This window comes from Nocardioides furvisabuli, assembly GCF_021083185.1.
Classification (GTDB): domain Bacteria; phylum Actinomycetota; class Actinomycetes; order Propionibacteriales; family Nocardioidaceae; genus Nocardioides; species Nocardioides furvisabuli.
The window spans coordinates 84605-110071 of the sequence record NZ_JAIGQB010000010.1 but is presented as its reverse complement, the minus strand read 5'-3'; the positions used below and the strand labels follow the sequence as shown (position 1 = coordinate 110071).

Below are 25467 nucleotides of genomic sequence, written 5' to 3'. Positions count from 1 at the left end.
ACCCCCGGCCCCGTGCCCCGAACCCTCCCGTCGAGCCCCACCAGGAAGCAGGACTGATGCGCGTCGTCTTCGCCGGCACTCCCGAGGTCGCCGTCCCCGCGCTCGAGGCCGTCGCCGCGAGCCGCCACGAGCTGGTCGGGGTGGTCACCCGCCCGGACGCCCCCAGCGGTCGCGGGCGCAGGCTGGTCGCCAGCCCGGTCGCCCAGCGTGCCGAGGCGCTCGGCGTACCGGTCCTCAAGCCCGAGCACCCGCGCGACCCCGACTTCCAGGCAGCCCTCGCCGACCTGCGTCCCGACGCGTGCCCCGTCGTCGCCTACGGCGCGCTGCTGCCGCAGTCGGCTCTCGACCTGGTGCCGCACGGCTGGATCAACCTGCACTTCTCGGTCCTGCCGTCGTGGCGGGGCGCCGCGCCGGTCCAGCACTCGCTGTGGGCCGGCGACGAGGTCACCGGCGCCACGACCTTCCGCATCGTCAAGGCCCTCGACGCCGGCCCGGTCTTCGGGGTCATGACCGAGCGGATCCGTCCAGGTGACACGGCGGGCGACCTGCTCGAGCGGCTCGCCGAGGGCGGCGCCGGCCTGCTCGTGCAGACCCTCGACGGCATCGAGGACGGCAGCCTCGAGGCGCGCGAGCAGCAGGCCGAGGGGGTGTCCTTCGCCCCGAAGATCCTGGTCGACGACGCCCGCGTCGACTGGACCCACCCGGCGGTCGGCATCGACCGGCAGGTCCGGGCCTGCACGCCCGCGCCCGGCGCCTGGACGACGTACGCCGGGGAGCGGATGAAGCTCGGTCCCGTCACGCCCACCGATCACCCGCCGCTCGAGCCCGGCATCATCGAGGTCACCAAGAACGCGGTCCACGTCGGCACCGGCACCACGCCCGTGCGGCTGGGACAGGTCAAGGCCTTCGGCAAGAAGGAGATGGCAGCCGCCGACTGGGCCCGTGGCGTACGCCTGGAGTCCGGAGTGCGGCTCGGCGCCGAGGAGCCGACGGGGTGAGCACCCCCGAGGACCGGCCCGCGCGCCCGGAGGACATCGACGAGATCTGCGCGTCGCTGCCCGAGACCGAGCTCGGCACCTCGTGGGGCGACCGACCCACGTGGAAGGTGCCGCGCGGGGACAAGGGCAAGGGCTTCGTGCTCTACCGCGCCCCGGGCAGGACGGCGATCGACCCGGAGACCGGGGAGATGTACGACGACCTCGTGGTGATCATGACGCCGACGGAGGTCGAGAAGCACGCCCTCGTCGAGGACGCGTCCACGCCGTTCTTCACCATCGACCACTTCAAGGGCTACAACGCCGTCCTGGTCCAGCAGTCCCGCCTCGACGAGATCGGTCGCGCCGAGCTCGCCGAGGTGATCACCGACGCGTGGTCGGCGAAGGCCCCGCGCGCGCTGGTCCGGGAGCACCTCGGTGAGTGAGCGCCGCCGACGTCCGGTCGACCGGCCGCGCCGGGCAGCGCTCGACGTGCTCACCGCCGTGCGGGTCGACGACGCCTACGCCAACCTCGTGCTCCCGCAGGTCCTGCGCAAGCACCGGCTCGAGGGTCGCGATGCCGGTCTCGTCACCGAGCTCGCCTCCGGCGCCATCCGCATGCAGGGCCTGTACGACCCGATCATCGACGCGTGCCTGACGCGACCGAAGCTGCAGCCCGAGGTGCGTGACGTGCTGCGCCTGGGCGCCCACCAGCTCCTGTCCATGCGGGTGCCCGACCACGCGGCGATCTCCACCAGCGTCGACCTGGTCCGCACGAGCGTCGGCCAGGGTCCCGCCGGCCTCGTCAACGCAGTGCTGCGCGCCATCAGCCGGCGCGACCTCGCCGACTGGGTCAGCCAGGTCGCACCCGACGCCGCGACCGACCGTCGTGGCCATCTCGCGGTCGCGCAGTCGCACCCGCGCTGGGTGGTCGACACGCTTGCCGAGGCACTCGGTGACGACGACGAGCTCGCGGACCTGCTCGCTGCCGACAACGCGGCACCTCGGGTCACCCTGGCCGCACGCCCCGGTCTGGCGACGGTGGAGGAGCTCGAGGCATCGGGTGGCAGCCGCACCCGCCTCTCGCCGTACGGCGTCGTGCTCGAGGGGGGCGACCCGTCGGGCGTCGCGGCCGTGGCGGAGGGTCGCGCTGGGGTCCAGGACGAGGGCTCCCAGCTCGTCGCCCTGGCGGTGGCCGACGCGCCGCTCGAGGGGCGTGACGAGCGCTGGCTCGACCTGTGCGCCGGTCCGGGCGGCAAGGCGGCGCTGCTCGGTGCGCTCGCGGCCGGCCGTGGCGCCCGGCTGGTGGCGCACGAGCGCCAACCCCACCGTGCCGCGCTGGTCGCCTCGGCCATGCGCGCCCTTCCGACCGGGTCGTTCGACGTGCTGGCCGGCGACGGTGCTCGCCCCGCGTGGCTGCCCGGCACCTTCGACCGCGTCCTGGTCGACGCACCGTGCACAGGCCTCGGCGCGTTGCGGCGCCGTCCCGAGTCGCGCTGGAGACGTGCACCCGAGGACCTCCACCTGCTGACGTCCCTTCAGCAGGTGCTGCTCGACGTGGCGCTGGAGTCGGTGCGCCCGGGTGGGGTCGTGGTCTACGCGACCTGCTCGCCCGTGCTCGCCGAGACGACCGACGTCGTGACGGCAGTGCTCGGACGTCGCGACGACACCGACGAGGTCGACCGCTTCCAGCTGTGGCCGCACCGCGACGGCACGGACGCCATGTTCGCGGCGACGCTGCGACGCCGCTGAGCCGACGGCTCGCGCCTCACTCGTCCTCGAGGTGCCGCAGGTAGGAGCGCGGCTCGTCGAAAGGACTCGCCGTGGCTGAGCTCGTGAAAGAGCGGGGCGAGGTCCAGCCCGTCAGTGAGGACCTGGGCGAGGGCGGTGATGGCGGCCGGGTAGTGGTCCGGCGCAACGTCGTGGCCGGCCGTGCCGACAGCCACCCCGACAGCCACCCCGACAGGTGGGCCGCGGGTGACATTCGGGGGACATCTTCGAGGCACCTGTTCACATCCTTGGTCGACCCGACCATGATGGACCCAGTGCGTCGCACCGGAGGGGTGCGACGGACGACGGGGAGCAGGAACCGATGCGAGTGCAGAGCAGGGCGACGACCGTCGTGACGATGGTGGCGCTGGCTGCCGTCGGGACGGGGCCGGCGTACGCCGACGGGTCGCGCACCGTGACCGGTCCGGTCACCGGCGACGCGGACGTCTTCATCACCTACGTCGGCTGCGACTCGCTCCGCGGCACCACCGCTGCGCCGGGCTCCCGCCTGAACCTGGGCCCGTACTCCGCACCTCTCGGGCGTCGGTCCCTCGGGATCGTGCCGGCCGGTCCCGGCACTGCCTCAGGTCCCTACGCCGCGTTCGGCTCCCTCGCAGGGATCGAGGCGTCGGTCTCCGTGGCGGCGACCGGTGGCACCCGCGGCGTGTCCCACGTGATCGCCGTGACTCCCGACAGCCCGCGCGGCACGGTCTGGAGCGGGCGCGCCGACGTCGACGTCGCGGCAGGCTCCTGGACGACGGTGGCCGCCTCGTCGCTGGTCTACGACTGGACCCTGGTCGACCTCACCACGCAGGCACCCCTGGCGCAGGAGGGCAGCGCCACGACCGGCGAGCTCGCCGCCCGGCACGGCGACGGGCCGGGCTTCGTGGTGACGGGCTTCGGCTGCGACGGCCGGGCCTTCAACCTCGACGCCGTGAGGGCGTCCGGCCGCACCCTCGACTTCGAGGGCATCACGCTCACCACCACGCTCGCGGTCGACCGCCGCCAGGTCCCTGCTGGCGACAGCGTGACCGTGACCGGCCGGGTCACCGAGACCGGTGGCCGCGACACCGGAGACACGCTCGTCCTGGAGTCGCGCCAGCCCGGCGGTGCGTGGGCGCCGGTCGGCGATCCCGTCCTCTCCGGCCCCGACGGCATCGCCCGGGTCGACGTACCCCTCACCGAGACCACCGAGCTGCGCTGGCACCGCCCGGAGAGCCAGTACGCCGACGAGGGCTGGTCCGAGCCGGTGACCGTCACCGTCGCGGAGCCGGCCACGCCAACGCCCACCCCCACGCCCGCGGAGGGCGCGAAGCAGTAGTGCGGCCGCGCGGCTAGGCTCCTCGACATGCCGTCGCCGTTCACCGAGGTCGAGGTCGACGGTCGCGTCGTCAAGGTCACCAACCCCGACCGGGCCTACTTCCCGCCGATCGACGGGGGGCGCGGGGCGACCAAGCTCGACCTCGTCGACTACTACCTCGCCGTCGGCGACGGGATCGTCAACGCGCTCTTCGAGCGCCCGTGCATGCTGCACCGCTTCCCCAAGGGTCTCGCCGGCGACAAGGTCCACCAGAAGCGGCTGCCCGCCGGGGCGCCTGACTGGGTGGAGACCGTCGAGCTGTTCTTCCCACGCTGGAAGCGCACCGCCGACGAGCTGTGCGTGACCGAGCTCGGAAGCGTCATCTGGGCGGTGCAGATGTCCACGGTCGAGTTCCACCCGTGGAACAGCCGACGCGCCGACACCGAGAAGCCCGACGAGTGGCGCATCGACCTCGATCCGGGCCCCGACTGTGACTGGGCGACGGTCCGGCGCGTGGCGCACCTCGCCCACGAGGTGCTCGACGAGCTCGGCGCCACCGGATTCCCCAAGACCAGCGGCGGGTCGGGGCTGCACGTCTACGTGCGGATCCCGCCCGACCACGGCTTCCAGGACGTACGCCGAGGGGCACTGGCGTTCGCGCGCGAGGTCGAGCGGCGCGCCGGGGGAGAGGTGACCACGGCGTGGTGGCGCAAGGACCGCGACCCCGCGCAGCTCTTCGTCGACTACAACCAGAACGCCCGCGACCACACGATCGCCGCGGCCTACTCGGTGCGTGGGGTGCCCGAGGCGCGCGTCTCGGCGCCGATCCGCTGGGACGAGGTCGACGACTGCGAGCCCGACGACTTCACGATCTTCACGATGCCGGCGCGCTTTGCGCAGATCGGCGACCTGCACGCCGACATCGACGCCCACCCCTTCGACATCGGGCCGCTGCTCGAGTGGGCCGACCGCGACGAGGCCGAGGGTGCTGCTGCGCCGCCGGAGCCGGACGAGGCACAGCCCGACGCCACCTGAGCCCGAGCCGCCCGGGTGGTCGAAGCACCGAGTCCCTAGGATCGTGACCGTGGGCATCCAGATCACTCCCAGCATCCTCAACGCCGACCTCTCGCGCCTGGCCGACGAGGTCGCGCGGATCCCGAGCGCCGACTGGGTGCACGTCGACGTCATGGACAACCACTTCGTCCCCAACCTCACTCTCGGGCTGCCGGTGATCGAGGCGCTCAGCAAGCACGCCACCCAGCCGCTGGACGCGCACCTGATGATCGAGGACGCCGACCGGTGGGCGCCGGCGTACGCGGAGGCGGGCTGCGGTTCGGTCACCTTCCACGCCGAGGCAGCCAAGGCACCGGTGCGGCTGGCCCGCGAGATCCGGGCGCAGGGCGCCCGGGCGTCGATGGCGCTCAAGCCCGCGACCGCGATCGAGCCCTACGAGGCGCTGCTGCCCGAGCTCGACACGGTGCTGATCATGACCGTGGAGCCCGGCTTCGGCGGCCAGAAGTTCCTCGACCTGTGCCTGCCGAAGATCCGGACCGCCCGCGAGATGGTGCGCAAGCACGGCGTCGAGACCTGGCTCCAGGTCGACGGCGGGGTCTCGCTGGAGACCATCGAACGCTGCGCGGAGGCCGGCGCCGACGTGTTCGTCGCGGGATCTGCCGTCTACTCCGCCGACGACCCGGACGCGATGGTGGTCGCGCTGCGCGAGCGGGCCGAGGCCGTCAGGGCCCGCCCGTAGATTGGCGGCATGACCGAGTCCGTCTGGGACTATCCCCGCCCGCCCCGCGTCGACCCGAGCGGCGAGCACGTCGTCGTCACCCACGGCGGCGTCGTGATCGCCGACACCCGCACCAGCCTGCGGGTGCTGGAGACCAGCCACCCGCCGACCTACTACCTCCCGCGCGAGGCGTTCGCCGACGGCGTGCTGCGCCCGGGCGAGGGCGCCTCCTGGTGCGAGTGGAAGGGGCAGGCCGCCTACCTCGACGTCGTCGCCGGCGACGAGGTGCTGCCCGCGATCGCCTGGACCTACCCGACGCCGTCGAAGGGCTTCGAGCAGCTCGTCGACCACGTCGCGCTCTACCCCGGACGCGTCGACCGGTGCACGGTCGACGGCGAGGTCGTCGAGCCGCAACCTGGCCACTTCTACGGCGGCTGGATCACCTCACGGGTGACCGGTCCCTTCAAGGGAGCGCCCGGTACGTCTGGCTGGTGAGCGGGGCTGGGGGCTCAGTGCAGGCCGCGGTCGTCGGACTGCTGGCTGCGCAGGTGCGAACCGTGGCGCGCCTGCTCGTCGACCCGCCGGCTGTCCGCGACCCACGCCTCGCCCTCGAGCTCCTCGGCGCGTGACTGCACCCGCTCGAGCCGGCGCGCCCAGGTGTCGCACTCCCGCGCCACGTCGTCGAGCCGCGCGGCAGGGACGACGATCGCGTCTCCGTCGGTGCTGAGCCCGGGCTCCATGGCGGCGAGCCCCGACACCTCGTACGTCGTCAGCGGGCGGGTCAGGCGGATCCTGACCGGATAGGTCTCGCGGTCGACGTCGGCCGGGTCGACCGCCAGCTCGAGGATCCTCAGGTCCGTGTGGTGCCGTCGTCCGGCTGCCATGGCGCTCCCTCCACCGGGACCGGCCCGTCCGCTCCCGTCCCGTCCAGTCGACCACACGTCGGGAGCGATGGCCATGGCTCCGTCCCTGGCCGGCGCTGCGGTCAGCCGGCGAACAGCGTCAGCCGCTGGCGGATGATCTTGCGGCGCAGCACCACGCGGCGCTTGCCGTCGTGGCCGATCCGCAGGCGGTCGAGCTCCCACCCGCCATGCTCGGCCCGATCGACGAGCAGGCGCGTCACGACGTTGCGCGAGAAGTCCTTCGGGAGCACGAGCGTCTCGTACTCCCACTCGATGCCCCGACCGGGGGGACGGCGCTGGATCCTGGCCATGTGGTCTTCTCCCGTCTGCTCGGGGGATCGGTCAGTCGGCGGACACGTCGTCGAGGGCGGCGACGATCTCGGGGGGCAGCGTCAGCTCCTCGACCCCGAGCACGCCGTCGAGCTGGGCAGCGGTGCGGGCGCCGACGATCGGCGCGGTGACGCCGGGACGGTCGCGCACCCACGCCAGCGACACCTCGAGCGGCGACCACCCGAGGCCGTCCGCCGCGCGGGCGACGGCTTCGACGATGCCGCGACCGCGGTCGTCGAGGTAGGCGCCGACGAACCTCGCGAAGTGCTCGGTGGCTGCGCGGGAGTCCGAGGGCGTCCCGGTGCGGTACTTGCCGGTGAGCACTCCACGGCCGAGGGGCGACCACGGCAGCACGCCGAGACCGAGCGCCTGCGCGGCGGGCAGCACCTCGTGCTCGACGTGCCGGTTCAGCAGGGAGTACTCGACCTGGGTCGACGCGAGCGGCGTACGTCCGGGGAAGGCGCGCTGCCAGGTGGCGGCCTGCGCCGTCTGCCACCCGGTGTAGTTGGAGATGCCGACATAGGACGCCCGGCCGGACGACACGGCCAGCTCCAGCGCGGAGAGGGTCTCCTCGACCGGAGTCTCGTCGGTCCACACGTGCACCTGCCACAGGTCGACGTGGTCGACCCGCAGGCGCGCGAGCGAGGCGTCGAGCGTGGTCAGCAGGGTGCCGCGCGAGGTGTCGGTCACCCGCTCACCCGTACGCCGCGAGATGCCGGCCTTCGTGGCCAGCACGACCTCGTCGCGGGAGACCACGTCGCCGATGAGGGTGCCGATCAGCTCCTCGCTGGCGCCGTCGCCGTAGCCGGCCGCGGTGTCGAGCAGGGTCCCGCCGGCCGCGGTGAAGGCGATGAGCTGGTCGCGCGCCTCGTGCTCGTCGGTGTCGCGACCCCAGGTCATGGTGCCGAGGCCGAGACGGGAGACCTTGAGCCCGGTGGCGCCGACGGATCGCTGCTGCATGGAGGTGAGAGTAGCCACGGGGCGTGCACCGGCGGGCAGTGACTCGCCCGTAGGCTCACCCCCTGTGATCGATCTCCTCAAGGCCGTGGTCCTCGGCGTCATCCAGGGGCTGACGGAGTTCCTGCCGATCTCGAGCAGCGCCCACCTGCGGATCTTCCCCGAGCTCTTCGGCTGGGGCGACCCGGGAGCCGCCTTCACGGCCGTGATCCAGATCGGCACCGAGCTCGCGGTGCTCATCTACTTCCGCAAGGACATCTGGCGCATCGGCAGCGCATGGGTGCGCTCGCTCTTCCAGCCCGAGTACCGCGGCACGATCGATGCCCGGATGGGGTGGTACATCATCGTCGGCTCGCTGCCGATCGTGGTGCTCGGCGTGCTGCTGAAGGACATCATCGAGGACGACTTCCGCAACCTCTGGATCATCGGCACCACCCTGATCGTGCTGGGCGTCGTGCTCGGCATCGCCGACCGCATCGGTCGCACCGACCGCCCGCTGGGCAAGCTCACCATGAAGGACGCGGTGCTGATGGGGGCGGCGCAGGCCATGGCCCTCATCCCCGGAGTGTCGCGCTCGGGCGCCACGATCTCGATGGGCCGCTTCCTCGGCTTCGAGCGCGAGGCCGCCACGCGCTTCGCCTTCCTGCTGGCGATCCCGGCGGTCGTCGGTGCGGGCCTCTTCGAGCTCCAGGAGATCCCCGACGGCGACAACACCTACGGCTGGGGCCCGACGATCACCGCGACCGTCGTCTCCTTCGTCGTCGGGTACGCCGCCATCGCCTGGCTGCTGCGCTACGTCAGCACGCGGTCCTACACGCCGTTCGTCATCTACCGGATCCTGTTGGGCGCCGGCACGCTCATCCTGCTCGGTGCAGGCGTGCTGAGCGCCTGAACGTCTCGACCAGCAGTCCCAGCGCCACCAGCTGGGTGAGCGCCACGACGACCACCAGCGCGACCAGCGAGCGCTCGTAGAGCCAACCGGCACCCACGCCGCCGACGATGGCGAGCAGCCCCTGGATCCCCGCGAAGACTCCGTACGCCGTCGCGCGGCGCGGCGCCTCGACGAGGTCTGCCACCACGGCCTTGACCGTCGAGTCCTGCACGCCCTGGGCGACTCCCCAGGCGAGGACGCCGGCGAGCACCGCCACCAGCGCCGAGCCGAGCGCCAGGGCGGGGACCAGGGCCACGAGGAACGGGACGAGCAGCAGCACGCGGGGGCCGGCGCGGTCGTACACGGCGCCGACGACCAGGGCTGCCACGGCTTCCACCCCCATCGCGGCGGCGTAGAGCACCGGGACGGCAGCAACCGGCACCAGCCCCTCCACCGTCAGGTGGTAGCCGATGATGCCGAAGGTGACGAGCGCACCGGTCGTCAGCGACGCGGCGACCGCGTAGCGGAAGAAGTCGCCGGACAGCCCGGCTCCGACGGCCTCGGCCCACCAGCCCCGTCGCTCGCCGACACCCGGACGCGCCGCCGGGGCGGGCGCGACGTCGTACACGCCCGGGTCGGGCACCCGACGCCGCAGCGCGAGGAGCAGGACCATCGCGATCGCCCCCGGCACGGCCAGCACCGCCATCCCGGCCCAGAGCGAGCTGATCGCCACCGCACCCGCGACCACCAGCGGGCCGGCGAACGCGCCGACCTGGTCGAGGGCCTTGTGGACGCCGAACCCGCGCCCGCGCCCGACCCCGCTCGCCGCCTGCGCCAGCAGCGCCGACTTCGAGGGCGAGCGGACCGCCTTGCCGAGCCGCTCGAGCAGGATCATCGTCGTGGCGAAGCCGAGCCCCGCGACGCCGAGTCGTGGAGCGATCGCGAGCAGCGGAACGCAGATCGCGGTCAGCCCGTAGCCGACGATCGTCAGCGTCCAGTAGCGCCCGGTGCGGTCCGCGATCGGGCCGAAGGCCAGCCGCAGCACGAGCGCGACCGCCTCGCCGGCTCCCGTGACGAGGCCGACGACGACCGCCGAGGCCCCCAGCGCGGCCAGCAGCGGTCCGTAGACCGAGCGGGCACCCTCGTAGACCATGTCGGCGGTCAGGCTGACGAAGCCGAACCACCACACCACCCGCCAAGCCGTCGGGGACGGAGGCGTCACAGCCACCCGGACTTCTTGAACAGGGCGAACAACCCCGCCGCGACCCCGGCCATCAGTGCCATCGCGAACGGGTAGCCGTAGGTCCAGTGCAGCTCGGGCATGTGGTCGAAGTTCATGCCGTAGATCCCGGCGATCAGGGTCGGCACGACGACGAGGGCGGCGCCGGCGGAGATCTTGCGCATGTCTTCGTTCTGCTGCACCGAGATGCGTGCCAGGTGGCCGTCGAAGGCCGTCGACAGCAGGATGTCGAGGCTGTCGATCACCTCCGAGACCCGCTGGAGGTGGTCGGAGACGTCGCGGAAGTAGGTCGCGGTCTCGGCCGTGATCGGGACGGGGGTGCGGATCGTCGGGACGGTGTCGGAGTGCATCGAGAACTTGCGCATCGGCTCGCGCAGCGGCATCACCGCGCGGCGCACCTCGGCGATCTCGCGCTTCAGGACGTAGATGCGGTTCGCGTCGTCGGTGCGGGCGGGGGAGAAGACCGACTCCTCCACCTCGTCGACGTCCTCCTCCAGCGCCGCGCCGACCCGCTCGTACTCGTCGACCACCCGGTCGCAGACGGCGTACATGACGCCCATCGGACCGTGCTCGAGCACCTGCGCCCGTTCCTCGAGGTCCTTGCGGGAGTCCGCGAGGTCGATCCCCTCGCCGTGGCGGACGGTCACCACGAAGTCGGCGCCGACGAACATGTTGATCTCACCGGTCTCGACCGCGTCCTCCTCGTCGACGTACCAGAGCGTCTTGAGGACCAGGAAGAGCGTGTCGCCGTAGTGCTCGACCTTCGGGCGCTGGTGGGAGTCGCCCGCGTCCTCGACCGCCAGCGGGTGCAGGTCGAAGGTGTCGGCGATGAGCTCGAGCTCGTCGGGGCTGGGGTCGTGGATGCCGATCCACTGGAAGTCGCCCGGCGCACACGGAACGCGTGCGTGGCCCAGGCTCTGGTCGCCCTCGCCGAGGGGCACCCGCCTGCCCCGGTGGTAGAGGGCGTTGTCCACGATCACGCGGTCAGGCTAGTCCTACCCCGTCTTGGCTAGGGTCGCTGGCGTGGCCACCGTCATCCTCGTCCGACACGGTCGTTCGACCGCCAACGCGACCGGCGTCCTGGCCGGGCGCCTGCCCGGCGTGCACCTCGACGACGCCGGCGTGGAACAGGCCGTCGCGGTGGGGGAGCGGCTGGCGGGCGTACGCCTCGCCGCAGCCGTCACGAGCCCGCTCGAGCGCTGCCGCGAGACGTGCCGCGAGGTCACCCGCCCCCAGGCCACGCCGCTGCGGGCCAGCACCGACAAGCAGCTCTCCGAGTGCGACTACGGCGAGTGGCAGGGCCGGGCGCTGAAGGACCTGACCAAGGAGAAGCTCTGGAGGACCGTCCAGACGCAGCCGTCAGCCGCGACCTTCCCCGGCGGGGAGTCGATGCGCGCCATGCAGGACCGGGCGGTCGCGGCGATCCGACGCCACGACGCGCGGGTCTCGGCCGAGCACGGCGACGACGCCGTCTGGCTGGCCGTGAGCCACGGTGACGTCATCAAGTCGATCCTCGCCGACGCCCTCGGCACCCACCTCGACCTCTTCCAGCGCATCCACGTCGACCCCGCGTCGGTCTCGATCGTGCGCTACACCGATGCGCGCCCCTTCGTCCTCGGCACGAACACCCACGCCGGGGACCTGTCGTGGCTGACGCCGCCGAGGAAGTCCCGTCGACGCCGCAGCAGCGACGCTGCGGTCGGAGGCGGCGCGGGCCCGCAGGCCACCCCCGAGGCCCAGACAGCGACGTCCTAGGGTGAGTGACATGCCTGTCGTGCACCGCTTCGACCCGCCCGAGCGCTTCGTCGCCGGCACCGTTGGCGAACCCGGCCAGCGCACCTTCTTCCTCCAGGCCCGCGAAGGCACCCGGCTGGTCAGCGTGTCGTTGGAGAAGCAGCAGGTGGCGGCCCTCGCCGAGCGCATCGACGAGCTCCTCGACGAGCTCATGCGCGCGGCCGGCGGCGAGCTCCTGATCCCCGCGATCGCTCCGCGGGACATGGTCGACGGCCGGCCGCTCGAGCAGCCGATCCAGGAGGAGTTCCGCGCCGGCACCATGACGCTGTCGTGGGACGGCACCGACGAGCGCGTGGTGATCGAGGTGTTCCCCTTCACCGAGGCGGCCGTCGTGTCGCCCGAGCAGCTCCAGGAGGACCTCGAGGACCTGCTGGAGCCGGAGCCCGAGGAGATCTTCCTCGTCCGCATCACCGCCGCCGCCGCTCGCTCGTTCGTCGAGCGGTCCCGCTCGGTGATCGGCGCGGGCCGGCCGGACTGCCCGTTCTGCGGTGAGCCCGTCGACCCCGACGGTCACCTGTGCGTGCGCGCCAACGGCTTCCGGCGCCGTGACCCCTGACCTGCCCGAGGGCTTCCCCACGGGGGAGCTGACGCTGCACGGGCGCGTCCTGCCCGCCTCCAACGCCACCTTCGTCGGTGAGCTCGGCGGGGTGCGCGTGGTCTACAAGCCGGTTGCGGGGGAGCGCCCGCTGTGGGACTTCCCCGACCACACGCTCGCAGCGCGCGAGGTCGCGTCGTACGCCGTCTCGGAGGCGCTCGGCTGGGACATCGTGCCGCCGACCGTCCTCGGCGACGGACCGCACGGCCCGGGCATGGTGCAGCTGTGGCGCGAGGAGGACGAGGAGCAGGCGCCGGTCGACATCGTCGCCGAGGGCGAGCTGCCCGACGGCTACCGCCACGTCTTCGACGGCCTCGACGCCCACGACCAGCCCGTCGCGCTGGTCCACGAGGACACCCCCGCGCTGCGGCGGATGGCGCTCCTCGACGTGGTGGTCAACAACGCCGACCGCAAGGGCGGCCACGTCCTGCCGATGCCCGACGGCCACCGCCACGGCGTGGACCACGGGCTGACCTTCCACCTCGAGCACAAGCTCCGCACGGTCCTGTGGGGCTGGGTGGGCGAGCCGATCACCGACGACGAGGCATCCGGGCTGCGGCGCCTCGCCGCCGCCCTCGCCGGGCCGCTCGGCGTCACGCTCTCCGACCTGCTGGCCGAGGCCGAGGTGGCGATGACCGTGAGCCGCGTCGAGCGGCTGCTGGCCCGCGGCGAGTTCCCGGGCCCGGCCACGTCGTCGTACCCCGTCATCCCCTGGCCGCCGTTTTGAGATCTTCCCGGGTTTCGACGCGCGGTCGCGAGCTCGCAGGCTCGCCCGCGCGCTTGCTCAACCTCCTGACCCACGCTGTGCGCTCGTTCCTCGCGCCCCGCTAGGGTCATGACATGCGTGCCTGGTCGTCCCCCGACGTTCCCCGACTGCCCGTGACGGGCCCGGTGGTGCGCGTGCACGACACCGCCACCGGCGCCCTCGTCGAGACCCGTCCCGAGGGTCCGGCCCGCCTCTACGTCTGCGGCATCACGCCCTACGACGCCACCCACATGGGCCACGCCGCGACCTACGTCGGCTTCGACCTGCTCCACCGGGCGTGGCGCAACGCAGGCCACGACGTCACCTACGTCCAGAACGTCACCGACGTCGACGACCCGCTCCTCGAGCGCGCCGCGAAGGTCAACGTCGACTGGGTCGAGCTGGCCGAGCGCGAGACGCAGCTCTTCCGCGACGACATGGAGGCGCTGCGGGTCCTCCCCCCGGCGCACTACATCGGCGCCGTCGAGTCGATCCCGCAGGTCATCACGCTCATCGAGCGCCTCGACGAGGCGGGCGCGGTCTACCGCGTCGACGACGACCTCTACTTCTCCGTGACCGCCGACGACGCCTACGGCTCGGTCTCCGGACTCGACCGCGACGCGATGGTCGCGATCTTCCCCGAGCGCGGCGGCGACCCCGACCGCGCGGGGAAGAAGGACCCGCTCGACTGCCTGCTGTGGCGCGCGGAGCGGCCGGGCGAGCCCGCCTGGGAGAGCCCGTGGGGCCCGGGACGCCCCGGCTGGCACGTCGAGTGCACCGCGATCGCCCTCGACCACCTCGGCACCGCCTTCGACGTCCAGGGCGGCGGCAGCGACCTGGTCTTCCCGCACCACGAGATGTCGGCCGGCCACGCCCAGGTGGCCCACCCCGGTGAGCGATTCGCCCGCGCGTACTCCCACGCCGGGATGGTCGCCTACGACGGCGAGAAGATGTCGAAGTCCAAGGGCAACCTCGTCTTCGTGTCCGCGCTGCGGATGAGCGAGGTCGACCCGATGGCGATCCGGCTGGTGCTGCTGCGCCACCACTACCGCAGCGACTGGGAGTGGACCGACGACCAGCTCTGGGACGCCGTCGACACCCTCGCCACCTGGCGCCGCGCGCTGGCCCTCGGTGCCGGTGCGGACTCCGCTCCTGTCGTGGAGCGCGTCCTGGCCGCCCTGGCCGACGACCTCGACGCCCCGACCGCGGTGGCCGCCGTGCAGGAGTGGGTCGAGGCCACCCTCGGCACGACCGGGCTCGCCGAGATTGCCGACCGTGAGGCGGCGGGGACCATCCACCGCCTGCTCGACGCGACGCTGGGCCTCTCGCTCTGACGTACGCCGGCGACGGGCGGTGCGTGAGACACGTCCTGACGCGGCAGGACGTGTCCTGCTCACCGCTGGCCGGCCGGCGAGATGCTCTCAGTCGGTGTCGCGGCGCTTGAGGTAGCGCTCGAACTCCCGCGCGATCGCCTCGCCGCTGGCCTCGGGGAGGTCGGCGGTGTCGCGCGTCTCCTCCAGCGCGCGCACGTAGTCGGCCACGTCCTCGTCCTCTGCCGCGAGCTCGTCGACGCCGCGCTCCCACGCCTTGGCGTCCTCGACGAGGTCGCCGAGCGGCATCGGCGCCTCCAGCAGCTCCTCGAGCTGGCCGAGCAGCGCGAGGGTGGCCTTGGGGCAGGGCGGCTGGGCGACGTAGTGGGGGACCGCTGCCCAGTAGGACACGGCCGGGATGTCGAGCTGGGTGCACGCGTCGTTGAAGACGCCGACGATCCCGGTGGGGCCCTCGTAGCTCGACTGCTCGACGTTGAGGCGGTCGACGAGCTCGGGCTCGGTCGCGGAGCCGCTGACGGGGATCGGACGGGTGTGGGGGCTGTCGGCGAGCAGCGCGCCGAGCGTGACCACGAGCTCGGCACCGAGGTCGTCGCAGGCGGCGAGCAGCTCGGCGCAGAACTGGCGCCACTTCATGTTGGGCTCGATCCCGCGCACGAGGATCACGTCGCGGTCCAGCTCGGCGGGGCGCGCGACCGCGATGCGGGTCGTGGGCCAGGTGAGCCGGCGGTGCCCGTTGTGGTCGGTGGCGATGATCGGGCGATTGACCTGGAAGTCGTAGAACTCCTCGGGGTCGATGGCGCCGATGACCTCGGCCTTCCACTCCTCGATCAGGTGGTCGACCAGGCCGGACGCCGCGTCGGCCGCGTCGTTCCACCCCTCGAAGGCGGCGATCACCACGGGAGACACCAGGTCCTGCACGTCGTCGAACTCGATCACCGCCCCAGCCTAGGGCGCGCCGCCCAGCCTGCCGTCGTGATTTCGTCGGCCGTGTCGGCGGGTGCCACCATGTGGGAACCCGGTCCGCGTGTCGGACGACGTTCCTAGGCTGGTCGTTCGCCGGCAAGAGGAAGGCTCCACGTGAACCCGCAGCACCGCCCCGACGCCACCGACGCCCTGACGGCGATCCTCAGCGAGCGGATCATGGTGCTGGACGGTGCGATGGGAACGGCCATCCAGCGCGACCGGCCCGACGAGGCCGGCTACCGCGGCGAGCGCTTCGCCGACCACCCCAGTGACCTGGTCGGCAACAACGACCTGCTGACGATCACGCAGCCGCACATCATCCGGACGATCCACGAGGAGTACCTCCGCGCGGGCGCGGACATCATCGAGACCAACACCTTCAACGCCAACGCGGTCTCGCTCGCCGACTACGGCCTCGAGGACCTGGCCTACGAGCTCAACCTCGAGTCCGCGCGCCTGGCCCGCGCGGCAGCCGACGCGGTCGCCACCGACGACCGTCCGCGCTGGGTCGCCGGCGCGCTCGGCCCCACGACCCGCACGGCCTCGATCTCTCCCGACGTCAACGACCCGGGGGCGCGCAACGTCAGCTTCGACCAGCTCGCCGAGGCCTACCTCGTCGCTGCTCGTGGCCTCGTCGACGGTGGCTCGGACCTGTTGATGATCGAGACGATCTTCGACACCCTCAACGCCAAGGCGGCGATCTTCGCCGTCGAGACGCTGTTCGAGGAGCAGGAGCGCCGCTGGCCGGTGATCATCTCCGGCACGATCACCGACGCGTCCGGTCGCACGCTCTCGGGTCAGGTCACCGAGGCGTTCTGGGACTCCGTACGCCACGCGCGTCCGCTGGCCGTCGGCCTCAACTGCGCCCTCGGTGCGCGCGACATGCGCCCCTACGTCGCGGAGCTCTCGCGCCTCGCGGACTCCTTCGTCTCGGTCTACCCCAACGCCGGGCTGCCCAACGCGTTCGGTGAGTACGACGAGACGCCCGACCAGACGGCGTCGGTCCTCGCCGAGTTCGCCGAGGCCGGCTTCCTCAACCTCGTCGGCGGCTGCTGCGGCACGACGCCGGACCACATCGCGGCCATCTCGGGCGCGGTGGACGGCAAGGAGCGGCGCGAGCCGGTGCCGCACGAACCGCTGATGCGCCTGTCGGGCCTCGAGCCGCTGACCATCACCGACGAGAGCCTCTTCGTCAACGTCGGTGAGCGCACCAACATCACCGGTTCGGCGCGCTTCCGCAAGCTCATCAAGGACGGCGACTACGACACCGCCGTCAGCGTCGCGGCGCAGCAGGTCGAGGCCGGCGCGCAGGTGATCGACGTCAACATGGACGAGGGGATGATCGACGGCGTCGCCGCGATGGACCGCTTCCTCAAGCTGGTCGCCTCCGAGCCCGACATCAGCCGCGTCCCGGTGATGGTCGACTCCTCGAAGTGGGAGGTCATCGAGGCCGGGCTGAAGTGCGTGCAGGGCAAGGCCATCGTCAACTCGATCTCGATGAAGGAGGGCGAGGAGGCGTTCCGCCGCCAGGCCCGCCTGTGCCGCAAGTACGGCGCCGCGGTCGTGGTCATGGCCTTCGACGAGGACGGCCAGGCCGACAACCTCGAGCGCCGCAAGGCGATCTGCCAGCGGGCCTACCGGATCCTCGTCGACGAGGTCGGCTTCCCGCCCGAGGACATCATCTTCGACCCCAACGTCTTCGCGGTCGCGACGGGCATCGAGGAGCACGCGACCTACGGCCAGGACTTCATCGAGGCCACGCGCTGGATCAAGCAGAACCTGCCCGGCGCCAAGGTCAGCGGCGGCATCTCCAACGTGTCCTTCTCCTTCCGCGGCAACAACCCCGTCCGCGAGGCGATCCACGCGGTCTTCCTGTTCCACGCGATCCGGGCCGGTCTCGACATGGGCATCGTCAACGCGGGCGCCCTCGTGGTCTACGACGAGGTCGACCCCGAGCTGCGCGAGCGCATCGAGGACGTCGTGCTCAACCGTCGCCCGGACGCGGCCGAGCGGCTCCTCGAGATCGCCGAGGCCCACAACCGCTCGGCGGAGGCCGAGGAGGTCGCCGAGGACGAGTGGCGCGCGCTGCCGATCGGCGAGCGGATCACGCACGCCCTCGTGAAGGGCATCGACGCGCACGTCGAGTCCGACACCGAGATCCTGCGCAAGGAGATCGCGGAGCGCGGCGGCCGCCCGATCGAGGTGATCGAGGGACCGCTCATGGACGGCATGAACGTCGTCGGCGACCTGTTCGGTGCCGGAAAGATGTTCCTGCCCCAGGTGGTCAAGAGCGCCCGGGTGATGAAGAAGGCCGTGGCCTACCTCATCCCCTTCATCGAGCAGGAGAAGCTCGACAACCCCGAGCTCGCCACCGCCAAGGACACCAACGGCACGATCGTCATGGCGACGGTCAAGGGCGACGTGCACGACATCGGCAAGAACATCGTCGGCGTGGTGCTCCAGTGCAACAACTACGAGGTGATCGACCTCGGGGTGATGGTGCCGGCACAGAAGATCCTCGACACCGCAACCGAGGTCGGTGCCGACATCATCGGCCTCTCCGGCCTGATCACGCCCTCGCTCGACGAGATGGTCAACTTCGCCACCGAGATGCAGCGCCAGGGCCTCACGATCCCGCTGCTCATCGGCGGTGCGACCACCTCGCGCGCCCACACCGCGGTCAAGGTCGACCCGAAGTACGACGGACCGGTCGTCTGGGTGAAGGACGCCTCGCGCTCGGTGCCCACCGCCGCCGCGCTGCTGCACGAGACCGGCCGGGCGAAGCTGATGGCCGACGTGAAGTCCGACTTCGACTCCCTGCGCACGCGCCACTCCGCCAAGAACGACCGGCCGCTGGTCACCCTCGAGGAGGCCCGCGCCAACGCGACGCCGATCGACTGGACCGACCACCAGCCCCCGCAGCCGACCCAGCTGACGCAGGAGGGCCGGCACGTCCGGGTGCTGCGCGACTACGACCTGTCCGAGCTGCGCCCCTACATCGACTGGCAGCCGTTCTTCAACGCCTGGGAGATGAAGGGCGCCTTCCCCGACATCCTCAACAACCCGAGCTCGGGGCCCGCCGCGCGCAAGCTGTACGACGACGCGCAGGCGATGCTCGACCAGATGATCGAGGAGAGGTGGATCCGCGCCCACGGCGTGGTCGGCTTCTTCCCGGCCAGCTCGGTGGGCGACGACGTCGAGCTCTACCTCGACGACGACCGGAGCCAGGTGCACGCCCGGCTGCACCACCTGCGCCAGCAGGGCCAGCACCGCGACGGCGTACCCAACCGGTCCCTGGCCGACTTCGTCGCGCCGAAGGAGAGCGGGCTGCCTGACCACGTCGGTGCCTTCGCGGTGACCGCCGGCGACGGCGTGACCCAGCGGGTGGAGGCGTTGCGCGCCGAGCTCGACGACTACAACGCGATCCTGCTGGAGTCGCTCGCCGACCGGCTCGCCGAGGCGTTCGCCGAGCGCCTGCACGAGCGGGTGCGCAAGGAGATGTGGGGCTACGCGCCCGACGAGCAGCTCGACAACGTCGGGCTCATCAAGGAGCACTACGAAGGCATCCGCCCGGCGCCCGGCTACCCGGCGTGCCCCGAGCACACCGAGAAGCAGACCCTGTGGGAGCTGCTCGACGTCGAGGAGCACACCGGCATCGAGCTCACCGAGTCGATGGCGATGTGGCCAGGCGCGTCGGTGAGCGGCTTCTACTACTCCCACCCGCAGTCGCAGTACTTCGTCGTGGGCCGGATCGGCCGCGACCAGGTCGCCGACTACGCCGAGCGCAAGGGCTGGACCCTCGCCGAGGCGGAGCGGTGGCTCTCGCCCAACCTCGGCTACGACCCGGAGGACTGAGCGCCCACCCTGCGACTCATGGGGCAGGCGCGATGTTCTGGTTGAGGTGGAACAGGTTCGCCGGGTCGTAGGCGCTCTTGACCGCGACCAGGCGCTCGTAGTTCGAGCCGAAGTTGGCCCGGACGCGGTCCTGGTCGTCGGCTGCCATGAAGTTGACGTAGCCCCCAGCGCTGGTGTGGGGCTCGAGGGCCGCGTGGTAGTCGCGGACCCACGCGGTGTTGGCATCGTTGTCTGCCGGGTCAGGCCACATGCCGGCGATGACAGGGGCGAAGTTCGCGCCCCGATAGGCGAACGCGGTCGCGTCCGTGTCGACGTCCTGCACCGCGCCGTCGATCGGGTACAGGTGCATGGTCGACTGCACGGTCGGCACCTTGGGACCGTGCTCGAGATGAGCCGCGATGGCACCGTCGGTGAGCTCGGGCAGGAACGCGGCCTTCCAGTAGTGCTGGAGTCCGGCAGGGAGCAGTCCGTCGAAGGCGCTGTTGAGCGCCGGGTACGGCATCCGGCCGACGTGCTCGGCGACGGGGGTCCCGCAGGCACGCAGGTCCCGCAGCAGGGCCTCGGCCTCGTCGTCACTGCCGTCGAAGCACGACACGAGGAGCATGAACGGCTCGCCGACCCGGTCCTCGGGGACGAAGGGGAGCGGCGGGGCGATCTGGAACGCAGGGAAGGCTCCCATGGCGCGCGGCGCTGCGGCGATCCACTCCCGGTAGGTCGTGAGCAGCGCGTCCGCGACGTCCAGCTCGAAGAACATGGGCCCGCCGTAGACGGTGTCGACCGGGTGGAGGTCGAACTCGAGGTCGGTGACGACACCGAAGTTCCCGCCTCCGCCGCGGAGTGCCCAGAACAGGTCCGGGTGCTCCTCCGCGCTCGCGGTCACGAAGGTGCCGTCAGCGAGGACCACGTCCACTGATCGAAGGTTGTCGATGGAGAGCCCGTGCGCCCGGGCGAGGTAGCCGATGCCGCCACCGAGCGTGAGGCCGGCGACCCCCGTGGTCGAGATGATCCCTCCCGTGGTGGCCAGCCCGAAGGCGTGTGCCGCGTGGTCGAAGTCCCCCCAGGTGCAGCCTCCCTGGACCCGGGCGGTCCGGTTCACCGGGTCGATGCGGATCCCCTTCATCGCGCTGAGGTCCACGACGATGCCGTCGTCCACGGTCCCGAACCCCGGGACGCTGTGCCCCCCGGCGCGGACCGCGAGGTCGAGGCCGCTCTCCCGAGCGGCAGTGACGGCGATCTGTACGTCGGCGACGTCCTGGGCGCGGACGATCGCGAGCGGGTGGCGGTCGATCATCGCGTTGTACACCGCGCGAGCGGTGTCGTAGTCGGTGGAGTGCGCGGTGACGACGTGCCCTCGCGCTCCCTCGAGCATGCTGAGTGCCGGTGTGCCGTTCATGTCTCGTCCGTTCCGGTGGTGGCGGTCGTCAGCCGAAGATCCGGCGGGCGTGGTCGTGGAAGTCACGCATCGGCGATACCGGGCCGACCTCGAGGAAGACGGCCCCGTCGACCGAGGTGGCGGTGTGTCCCGCCGGCCAGTGGTAGACCTCACCTGCAACTGCCGTCTCGATGGTCCCGTCTGCGTGCTCGAGGCGGATCGAACCGTCCAGCACGATGCCCCAGTGCGGACTGGGGCATCGGTCGCCGGGGAGACCCTGCAGGACGGGGCCGAAATCGGTCCCGGCAGGGACGCGCGCATGGCGAATGGCCATGTCACCCAGCTCGAGGTACCTCGTCTCCAGGTCACCCTGGGCGACCTCGACCGGCATGTCGGCAATCCGTGTGGCCATGACAACTGCTCCTCTTCGCTGGTTGCTGTGGCTCTCGACGCTACGCAGGTTCTGGACCCGGCACCTGACCTGATCTGACCGGCCGGTGTGGAGCGGGGGGTCAGATCTGACCATCCTCGACGGCGTCGGCAGCGGGTATCGTCGAGAGGTGTTCGAGACTGCCTCGCTGCGCCCAGCGACGGCACCGGTGCGAGGCGCCACAGCCTTCGTCGGCCGTCGGGCCGAGGTCGAGCGTCTCGAAGCGGTCTGGACAGCGGTCGGGGACGATCGACGCCAGCTGGTCTTCGTCGGCGGTGAACCCGGAGTCGGCAAGACCAGGCTGGTCGCCGAAGCCGCCGCAGCCCTGCGGGAGCACGGCTGCACGGTGCTGTGGGGCTCGTGCCACCAGGACCTCGACATCCCTTACCGTCCCTTCGTCGCGATCCTCGAGCAGGCGCTCGAGCACCTCGCCCCCGAGGACCTCGCGGCGATCCCCCGCGCAGCAGCGTCTCCGCTCCGGCGACTCACCACCAGCGCGTCGCGGCACTGGCCGGGCCCGGACGACGGCCCCGGTGGCGATCGAGAGTCGCGGCCGGTCCTCTTCGACGCCGTGCTGCGTGTCCTGCTCGCACTGGCTGACCGCGGGCCGCTGGTGCTGGTCCTCGAGGACCTGCACTGGGCGCAGGAGCCGACGTTGGCGCTGCTCTCGCACCTGGCTGAGTCCACGGCCGGGGAGAAGCTGTTGGTGCTCGTCACGCGTCGGACCACGGCGCCGGATCGCACCGACGCCGTCACCTACGCGCTCGCTGACCTGCACCGCCTCGACGGGGTGGAACGGATCGACCTGACCGGACTCTCGACGGAGGACGTGGCGGAGTACCTGATCCGCCAGGGCGGTGTGTCTGCAGCAGCCGCCCGGGCGGCGGCACCAGTGCTCAGGGACCAGACGGGGGGGAACCCGTTCTTCCTGCAGGAGTACTGGTACGACCTCGAGACCCGCGGAGGCCTCGCAGCCATGCGCTCGGGGACCGCGCAGGCACCGCGCTCGGTCCAGGACGCGCTCGACCGCCGACTGACGGCCTTCTCCGCCGACCATGCGGGAGTCATCGAGCTCGCGGCCGTCGCAGGCGACGTCGTCGACCTCTCGGTCCTGGTCGCGGCCGGCGAGCTCGACTCATCGGTGGTCCTCGCAGGGGTCGACTTCGGCGCCCGCGCCGGGCTGCTGGCCGCCGACGCGGACGGCACTGGTCATCGGTTCGCACATGCGTTGGCGCGGCAGGCCGTGCTCGGTCGCATGTCGTCCACCGCTCGAGCGGCGGCCCACCTACGGGTGGCCGAGGTCCTGGAAGAGCGTCTGAGTGAGGATGACCCGGCGCTGGTCGCACAGCTGGCGCACCACTACGTCCAGGCCAGTCCTCTCGGGCACGAGGAGAAGGCGGCTCACTACCTGGTGCTGGCCGCCCAGCAGGCGGTGCGCACCCTCGCGCCCGGCGAGGCTGCCGTGCTGTACGAGCGTGCGGCGCAGCTGCACACGACCCAGGGACCTCCCCGCGCCGAGCTGCTCCTCACCGCCGCGCGCTGCTACATGCACGCCGGCGACTTCACGACCGCGCGGCGGCTGTACGCCGAGCTCGGCTCGAGCACGAGCCCTCGGACCCGACTCCTCGCGGCGATCGGTCACGAGGACGCATCGGCCAGACCCGGGGTCAACGGGCAGTCCGCGCTCAGGATGCTCGGTGCGGCTCTCGAGGGCGCCGCCCTCGAACGGGGAGACCCGCTGTACGTCCGTGCCATGGCCAGCATGGGCCGGGCGTCGGCTTTCACCGGGGACACTGGGCGGGCGCGTGAGTGGGGGGAGGACGCGCTTGCCCTCGCCCGTGCCGACGGCGACGAGGAGCTGTTGGCCCACGCACTCGGTCGGGCACTGTGGCAAGGGATGACCCCCCAGCTGGCGCCCGTGCTCCTTGCCAGGGCGGTCGAGCTCCAAGAGATCGGCTCACGCCTTTCCGACGACGACCACCTCGGTCCGGCGGCCTTCTACCGCTCCGTCTTCGCCTACATGGTGGGTGACCACGCAGCGTGGACGAGCGCTCAGCGTGACCTCACCGACCTGGCCCTGTCCCGCGGCCAGCCGTTCTTCCGCTACGTCGCCGGGTGCAGCCGGTACGCCCACAGGTACGCCGTGGGGGACTACGCAGCGGCCGAGCGGATCGTGGCGTGGCTGGCGCAGTTCAACCAGGAGTTCGACGGCGCCACCGAAGGATCGTGGGGCGTCCAGCAGTTCATGCTACGACGGGTCACGGGAGGGCTGGAGGAGGTGCGGCGCTTCATCACAGGAGACGAGCAGCTCGACGGATACTGGCTCCCGGGCCTGCTGGCGCTCTACACCGAGCTGGAGATGTGGCCCTCGGCCGCCCGTCTGCTGTCGCACCTGTGCGGGCGCATCGACGACCACCGGACCGGGGCCCAGTGGGGAGGAGTCCTTGCTTTCATGACCGAGGCGGCGGTACGGCTCGACGACGCACCCACGGCGAGGCTGCTGCGGCCGCTCGTGGCCACGCACGCCGGTGGCAACCTGATGGCCGGGCAGTTCGTGGGCGTCTTCGGGAGCGCCGATCGCCGATTGGCCCAGCTGGACTCGGTGCTGGGTGCGCCGAGTGCTGACGTCCACTTCGAGCGTGCCCTGGCCATGGACCGGCAGATGGGTGCGGTCACCCACCAGGCAGAGACGTTGGCAGCCTGGGCCCGCCATCGGGCGCGAGCCCCGGCCACGTCGGCCGGACCCTCCGCCGCAGGACTGGCGGACGAAGCCGGCGCACTGGCACGACGGATCGGTCATCGGGGCGTCCTTCGCGACCTCGACGCGGTCCCGGCGCCGGAGGCAGTGCATCCGCCCCTGCCCAACGGGCTGACGGAGCGTGAGGTCGACGTTCTCCGGCTCGTCGGCGAAGGTCTGTCGAACCGGGAGATCGGCGAGCGCCTGTTCCTCAGCGCGAACACGGCCGCAAACCACGTGCGGAGCATCCTCCTCAAGACAGGCGCGCCGAACCGCACCAAGGCGGCTGTCTTCGCAACCGAGCACGGCCTGCTCCGGTCCGGCGGGTGAACCGGACCCGGACGACCGGTCAGAGCGGTGTGAACGTTCCGTCTGACGCGACGGTGCCGGACAGCTCCACGATCGCGTCCGCCGGGAGCCCGGCCCGGACCGCAGCAGTCCGGATCGCGTCCATGTCGTCAGCCTCGTAGAGGCAGAAGGTCTTGCGCTTATCGGCCGAGAGGAACGAGGAGAGCCAACGCACACCGGCGTCGTCGTTGATCGCATTGACCTCCCGCGCCGTCTCGGGAGGGACGTCGAGCTGTCCGGCGAACTGACGTTCCACCATGAAGACTGGCATGGTCCTACCTCTCCGTCGCGACCGGACGGCGACCCCGGGGCGCACCGCCGATCGATCCACGGTCCCACAGCAACGTTTCCATGGCGAGTGCCCCTGCGCAGCGGGTCGAGCGCCCCGAGCGGGCCCACGTCGGGCCGGCGACGCCCCGAGGTCCGCCGCCGCGATCTAGAGTGACTCCCGGCACGACCGCCACGCACTTCCTCGGAGGACATCCTGAGCACCGCCAAGTCACCCTCGCCGTCGGACGAGCGTCCCTACGGGGACGTGCACCCGCCCGCAGCCGTGCTCTGGGACATGGACGGGACCCTCGTCGACACCGAGCCCTACTGGGTCGCGACCGAGTTCGCGATGGCCGAGAAGTACGGCGGCACCTGGTCGCACGAGCACGCGATGAACCTCGTCGGCAACGCCCTGCTCGACTCGGCGGACTACATCCGTGAGCACATGGGCATCGACCGGACCCGCGAGCAGATCGTCGAGGAGCTCCTCGACGGCGTCGTCGCGCGGGTCGAGGAGAGCGTGCCGTGGCGTCCCGGGGGCCAGGAGCTGCTCGCCGACCTCGTCCGACGCGGCGTCCCGTGCGCTCTCGTCACGATGTCGTGGCAGCGCTTCGTCGACCCGATCCTGGCGCAGCTTCCCGCGGACACCTTCGCCAGCGTGGTGACGGGCGACCGGGTGGAGCACGGCAAGCCGCACCCCGAGCCCTACCTCACGGCTGCGGCCGATCTGGGCCTGGATCCCGGCGACTGCCTGGCGATCGAGGACTCCAACACCGGTGCCACGTCCGCTGCGGCGGCCGGATGCACCGTCGTGTGCGTGCCCAACCACGTCCCGATCCAGGAGGGGGACCGCCGGGTCTTCGTCGAGACGCTCAGCGGGCTGGACACCGACTCGCTCGCCGCCGTGGCCCGCCAGCGCGTGAAGGCGTCCGTGACACGACCGTGACCGTG

24 protein-coding genes are annotated in these 25467 nt (G+C 71.8%); 15 read left to right on the top strand and 9 right to left on the bottom strand.

The features are described 5' to 3' along the window. The first annotated feature begins 56 nt into the window (after nt 1-56). The 7 genes from fmt (at nt 57) to K4G59_RS17305 (ending at nt 6271) form a co-directional block, all read left to right on the top strand. Nucleotides 57-998: a methionyl-tRNA formyltransferase gene (gene fmt, locus K4G59_RS17335; RefSeq protein ID WP_231252309.1), complete on the top strand. Its 942-nt coding sequence runs from the start codon at nt 57-59 to the stop codon at nt 996-998. After that, entirely contained in the window at nt 995-1420 is a 426-nt protein-coding gene (locus K4G59_RS17330) for an MmcQ/YjbR family DNA-binding protein (protein WP_231252308.1), read from the top strand. Before fmt ends, K4G59_RS17330 begins: the two co-directional genes overlap by 4 nt. Then, nucleotides 1413-2726 (top strand): RsmB/NOP family class I SAM-dependent RNA methyltransferase, encoded by a 1314-nt coding sequence (locus K4G59_RS17325; RefSeq protein ID WP_231252307.1) that lies wholly within the window; start codon nt 1413-1415, stop codon nt 2724-2726. Before K4G59_RS17330 ends, K4G59_RS17325 begins: the two co-directional genes overlap by 8 nt. Before the next feature lie 340 nt (nt 2727-3066). Further along, a complete protein-coding gene (locus K4G59_RS17320; protein WP_231252306.1) occupies nt 3067-4065 on the top strand; it encodes a hypothetical protein in 999 nt (332 codons plus the stop codon). A gap of 27 nt (nt 4066-4092) precedes the next feature. Then, nucleotides 4093-5079, top strand: a complete 987-nt coding sequence (ligD, locus tag K4G59_RS17315) for a non-homologous end-joining DNA ligase (protein WP_231252305.1) — start codon at nt 4093-4095, stop codon at nt 5077-5079. A 49-nt stretch (nt 5080-5128) separates the two neighbouring features. Then, the gene (gene rpe, locus K4G59_RS17310) at nt 5129-5797 is read left to right on the top strand and encodes a ribulose-phosphate 3-epimerase (RefSeq protein ID WP_231252304.1); all 669 of its coding nucleotides are present in this window, start codon (nt 5129-5131) and stop codon (nt 5795-5797) included. Nucleotides 5798-5806: 9 nt separating this feature from the next. Continuing rightward, a complete protein-coding gene (locus K4G59_RS17305; RefSeq protein ID WP_231252303.1) occupies nt 5807-6271 on the top strand; it encodes a DUF427 domain-containing protein in 465 nt (154 codons plus the stop codon). A 14-nt stretch (nt 6272-6285) separates the two neighbouring features. Here the strand turns inward: K4G59_RS17305 and K4G59_RS17300 are convergent, their stop codons facing one another. From K4G59_RS17300 to K4G59_RS17290, 3 genes are all read right to left on the bottom strand, one after another. After that, nucleotides 6286-6660 carry a hypothetical protein gene (locus K4G59_RS17300; RefSeq protein WP_231252302.1) on the bottom strand — a complete coding sequence of 125 codons (375 nt, stop codon included), beginning with the start codon at nt 6658-6660 and terminating at the stop codon, nt 6286-6288. A 101-nt stretch (nt 6661-6761) separates the two neighbouring features. Continuing rightward, on the bottom strand, nt 6762-6989 hold the full coding sequence (locus tag K4G59_RS17295; RefSeq protein ID WP_207081357.1) for a DUF5703 family protein: 228 nt from the start codon (nt 6987-6989) through the stop codon (nt 6762-6764). A gap of 31 nt (nt 6990-7020) precedes the next feature. Beyond that, nucleotides 7021-7968 (bottom strand): aldo/keto reductase, encoded by a 948-nt coding sequence (locus tag K4G59_RS17290; protein WP_231252301.1) that lies wholly within the window; start codon nt 7966-7968, stop codon nt 7021-7023. 67 nt (nt 7969-8035) lie between these two features. On the opposite strand from K4G59_RS17290, the gene K4G59_RS17285 reads away from it, so the two are divergent. Continuing rightward, nucleotides 8036-8857 (top strand): undecaprenyl-diphosphate phosphatase, encoded by an 822-nt coding sequence (locus tag K4G59_RS17285; protein ID WP_372461832.1) that lies wholly within the window; start codon nt 8036-8038, stop codon nt 8855-8857. Here K4G59_RS17285 and K4G59_RS17280 read toward each other — a convergent pair. Together K4G59_RS17280 and corA are read right to left on the bottom strand one after the other, a co-directional pair. After that, nucleotides 8823-10064 carry an MFS transporter gene (locus tag K4G59_RS17280; protein ID WP_231252299.1) on the bottom strand — a complete coding sequence of 414 codons (1242 nt, stop codon included), beginning with the start codon at nt 10062-10064 and terminating at the stop codon, nt 8823-8825. The two genes, K4G59_RS17285 and K4G59_RS17280, sit on opposite strands and share 35 nt — an antisense overlap. After that, on the bottom strand, nt 10055-11056 hold the full coding sequence (gene corA, locus K4G59_RS17275) for a magnesium/cobalt transporter CorA (protein WP_231252298.1): 1002 nt from the start codon (nt 11054-11056) through the stop codon (nt 10055-10057). Before corA ends, K4G59_RS17280 begins: the two co-directional genes overlap by 10 nt. A gap of 43 nt (nt 11057-11099) precedes the next feature. Between corA and K4G59_RS17270 the strand changes: the two genes are divergently transcribed. The 4 genes from K4G59_RS17270 (at nt 11100) to mshC (ending at nt 14544) form a co-directional block, all read left to right on the top strand. Further along, nucleotides 11100-11831 (top strand): histidine phosphatase family protein, encoded by a 732-nt coding sequence (locus K4G59_RS17270; RefSeq protein ID WP_231252297.1) that lies wholly within the window; start codon nt 11100-11102, stop codon nt 11829-11831. Between the two features lie 10 nt (nt 11832-11841). Continuing rightward, nucleotides 11842-12426: a DUF3090 domain-containing protein gene (locus K4G59_RS17265; RefSeq protein ID WP_231252296.1), complete on the top strand. Its 585-nt coding sequence runs from the start codon at nt 11842-11844 to the stop codon at nt 12424-12426. Then, nucleotides 12416-13192, top strand: coding sequence for an SCO1664 family protein (locus tag K4G59_RS17260; RefSeq protein ID WP_231252295.1), 777 nt, complete (start codon nt 12416-12418; stop codon nt 13190-13192). Before K4G59_RS17265 ends, K4G59_RS17260 begins: the two co-directional genes overlap by 11 nt. 113 nt (nt 13193-13305) lie before the next feature. Continuing rightward, nucleotides 13306-14544: a cysteine--1-D-myo-inosityl 2-amino-2-deoxy-alpha-D-glucopyranoside ligase gene (gene mshC, locus K4G59_RS17255; RefSeq protein ID WP_231252294.1), complete on the top strand. Its 1239-nt coding sequence runs from the start codon at nt 13306-13308 to the stop codon at nt 14542-14544. A gap of 87 nt (nt 14545-14631) precedes the next feature. Here the strand turns inward: mshC and K4G59_RS17250 are convergent, their stop codons facing one another. Further along, entirely contained in the window at nt 14632-15477 is an 846-nt protein-coding gene (locus K4G59_RS17250) for a PAC2 family protein (RefSeq protein ID WP_231252293.1), read from the bottom strand. Nucleotides 15478-15681: 204 nt separating this feature from the next. Between K4G59_RS17250 and metH the strand changes: the two genes are divergently transcribed. Next, entirely contained in the window at nt 15682-19359 is a 3678-nt protein-coding gene (gene metH / locus K4G59_RS17245; protein WP_231252346.1) for a methionine synthase, read from the top strand. A 16-nt stretch (nt 19360-19375) separates the two neighbouring features. Here the strand turns inward: metH and K4G59_RS17240 are convergent, their stop codons facing one another. Further along, the gene (locus K4G59_RS17240; RefSeq protein ID WP_231252292.1) at nt 19376-20752 is read right to left on the bottom strand and encodes an FAD-binding oxidoreductase; all 1377 of its coding nucleotides are present in this window, start codon (nt 20750-20752) and stop codon (nt 19376-19378) included. Nucleotides 20753-20780: 28 nt separating this feature from the next. Beyond that, a complete protein-coding gene (locus tag K4G59_RS17235) occupies nt 20781-21143 on the bottom strand; it encodes a cupin domain-containing protein (RefSeq protein ID WP_231252291.1) in 363 nt (120 codons plus the stop codon). Nucleotides 21144-21291: 148 nt separating this feature from the next. Here K4G59_RS17235 and K4G59_RS17230 point away from each other — a divergent pair, with 148 nt between their 5' ends. Next, nucleotides 21292-24228, top strand: a complete 2937-nt coding sequence (locus tag K4G59_RS17230) for an ATP-binding protein (RefSeq protein ID WP_231252290.1) — start codon at nt 21292-21294, stop codon at nt 24226-24228. 19 nt (nt 24229-24247) lie between these two features. Here the strand turns inward: K4G59_RS17230 and K4G59_RS17225 are convergent, their stop codons facing one another. Beyond that, entirely contained in the window at nt 24248-24517 is a 270-nt protein-coding gene (locus tag K4G59_RS17225; RefSeq protein ID WP_231252289.1) for a DUF4242 domain-containing protein, read from the bottom strand. 264 nt (nt 24518-24781) lie between these two features. On the opposite strand from K4G59_RS17225, the gene K4G59_RS17220 reads away from it, so the two are divergent. After that, on the top strand, nt 24782-25462 hold the full coding sequence (locus K4G59_RS17220; RefSeq protein WP_308189425.1) for an HAD family hydrolase: 681 nt from the start codon (nt 24782-24784) through the stop codon (nt 25460-25462). The last annotated feature ends 5 nt before the right edge of the window (nt 25463-25467 follow it).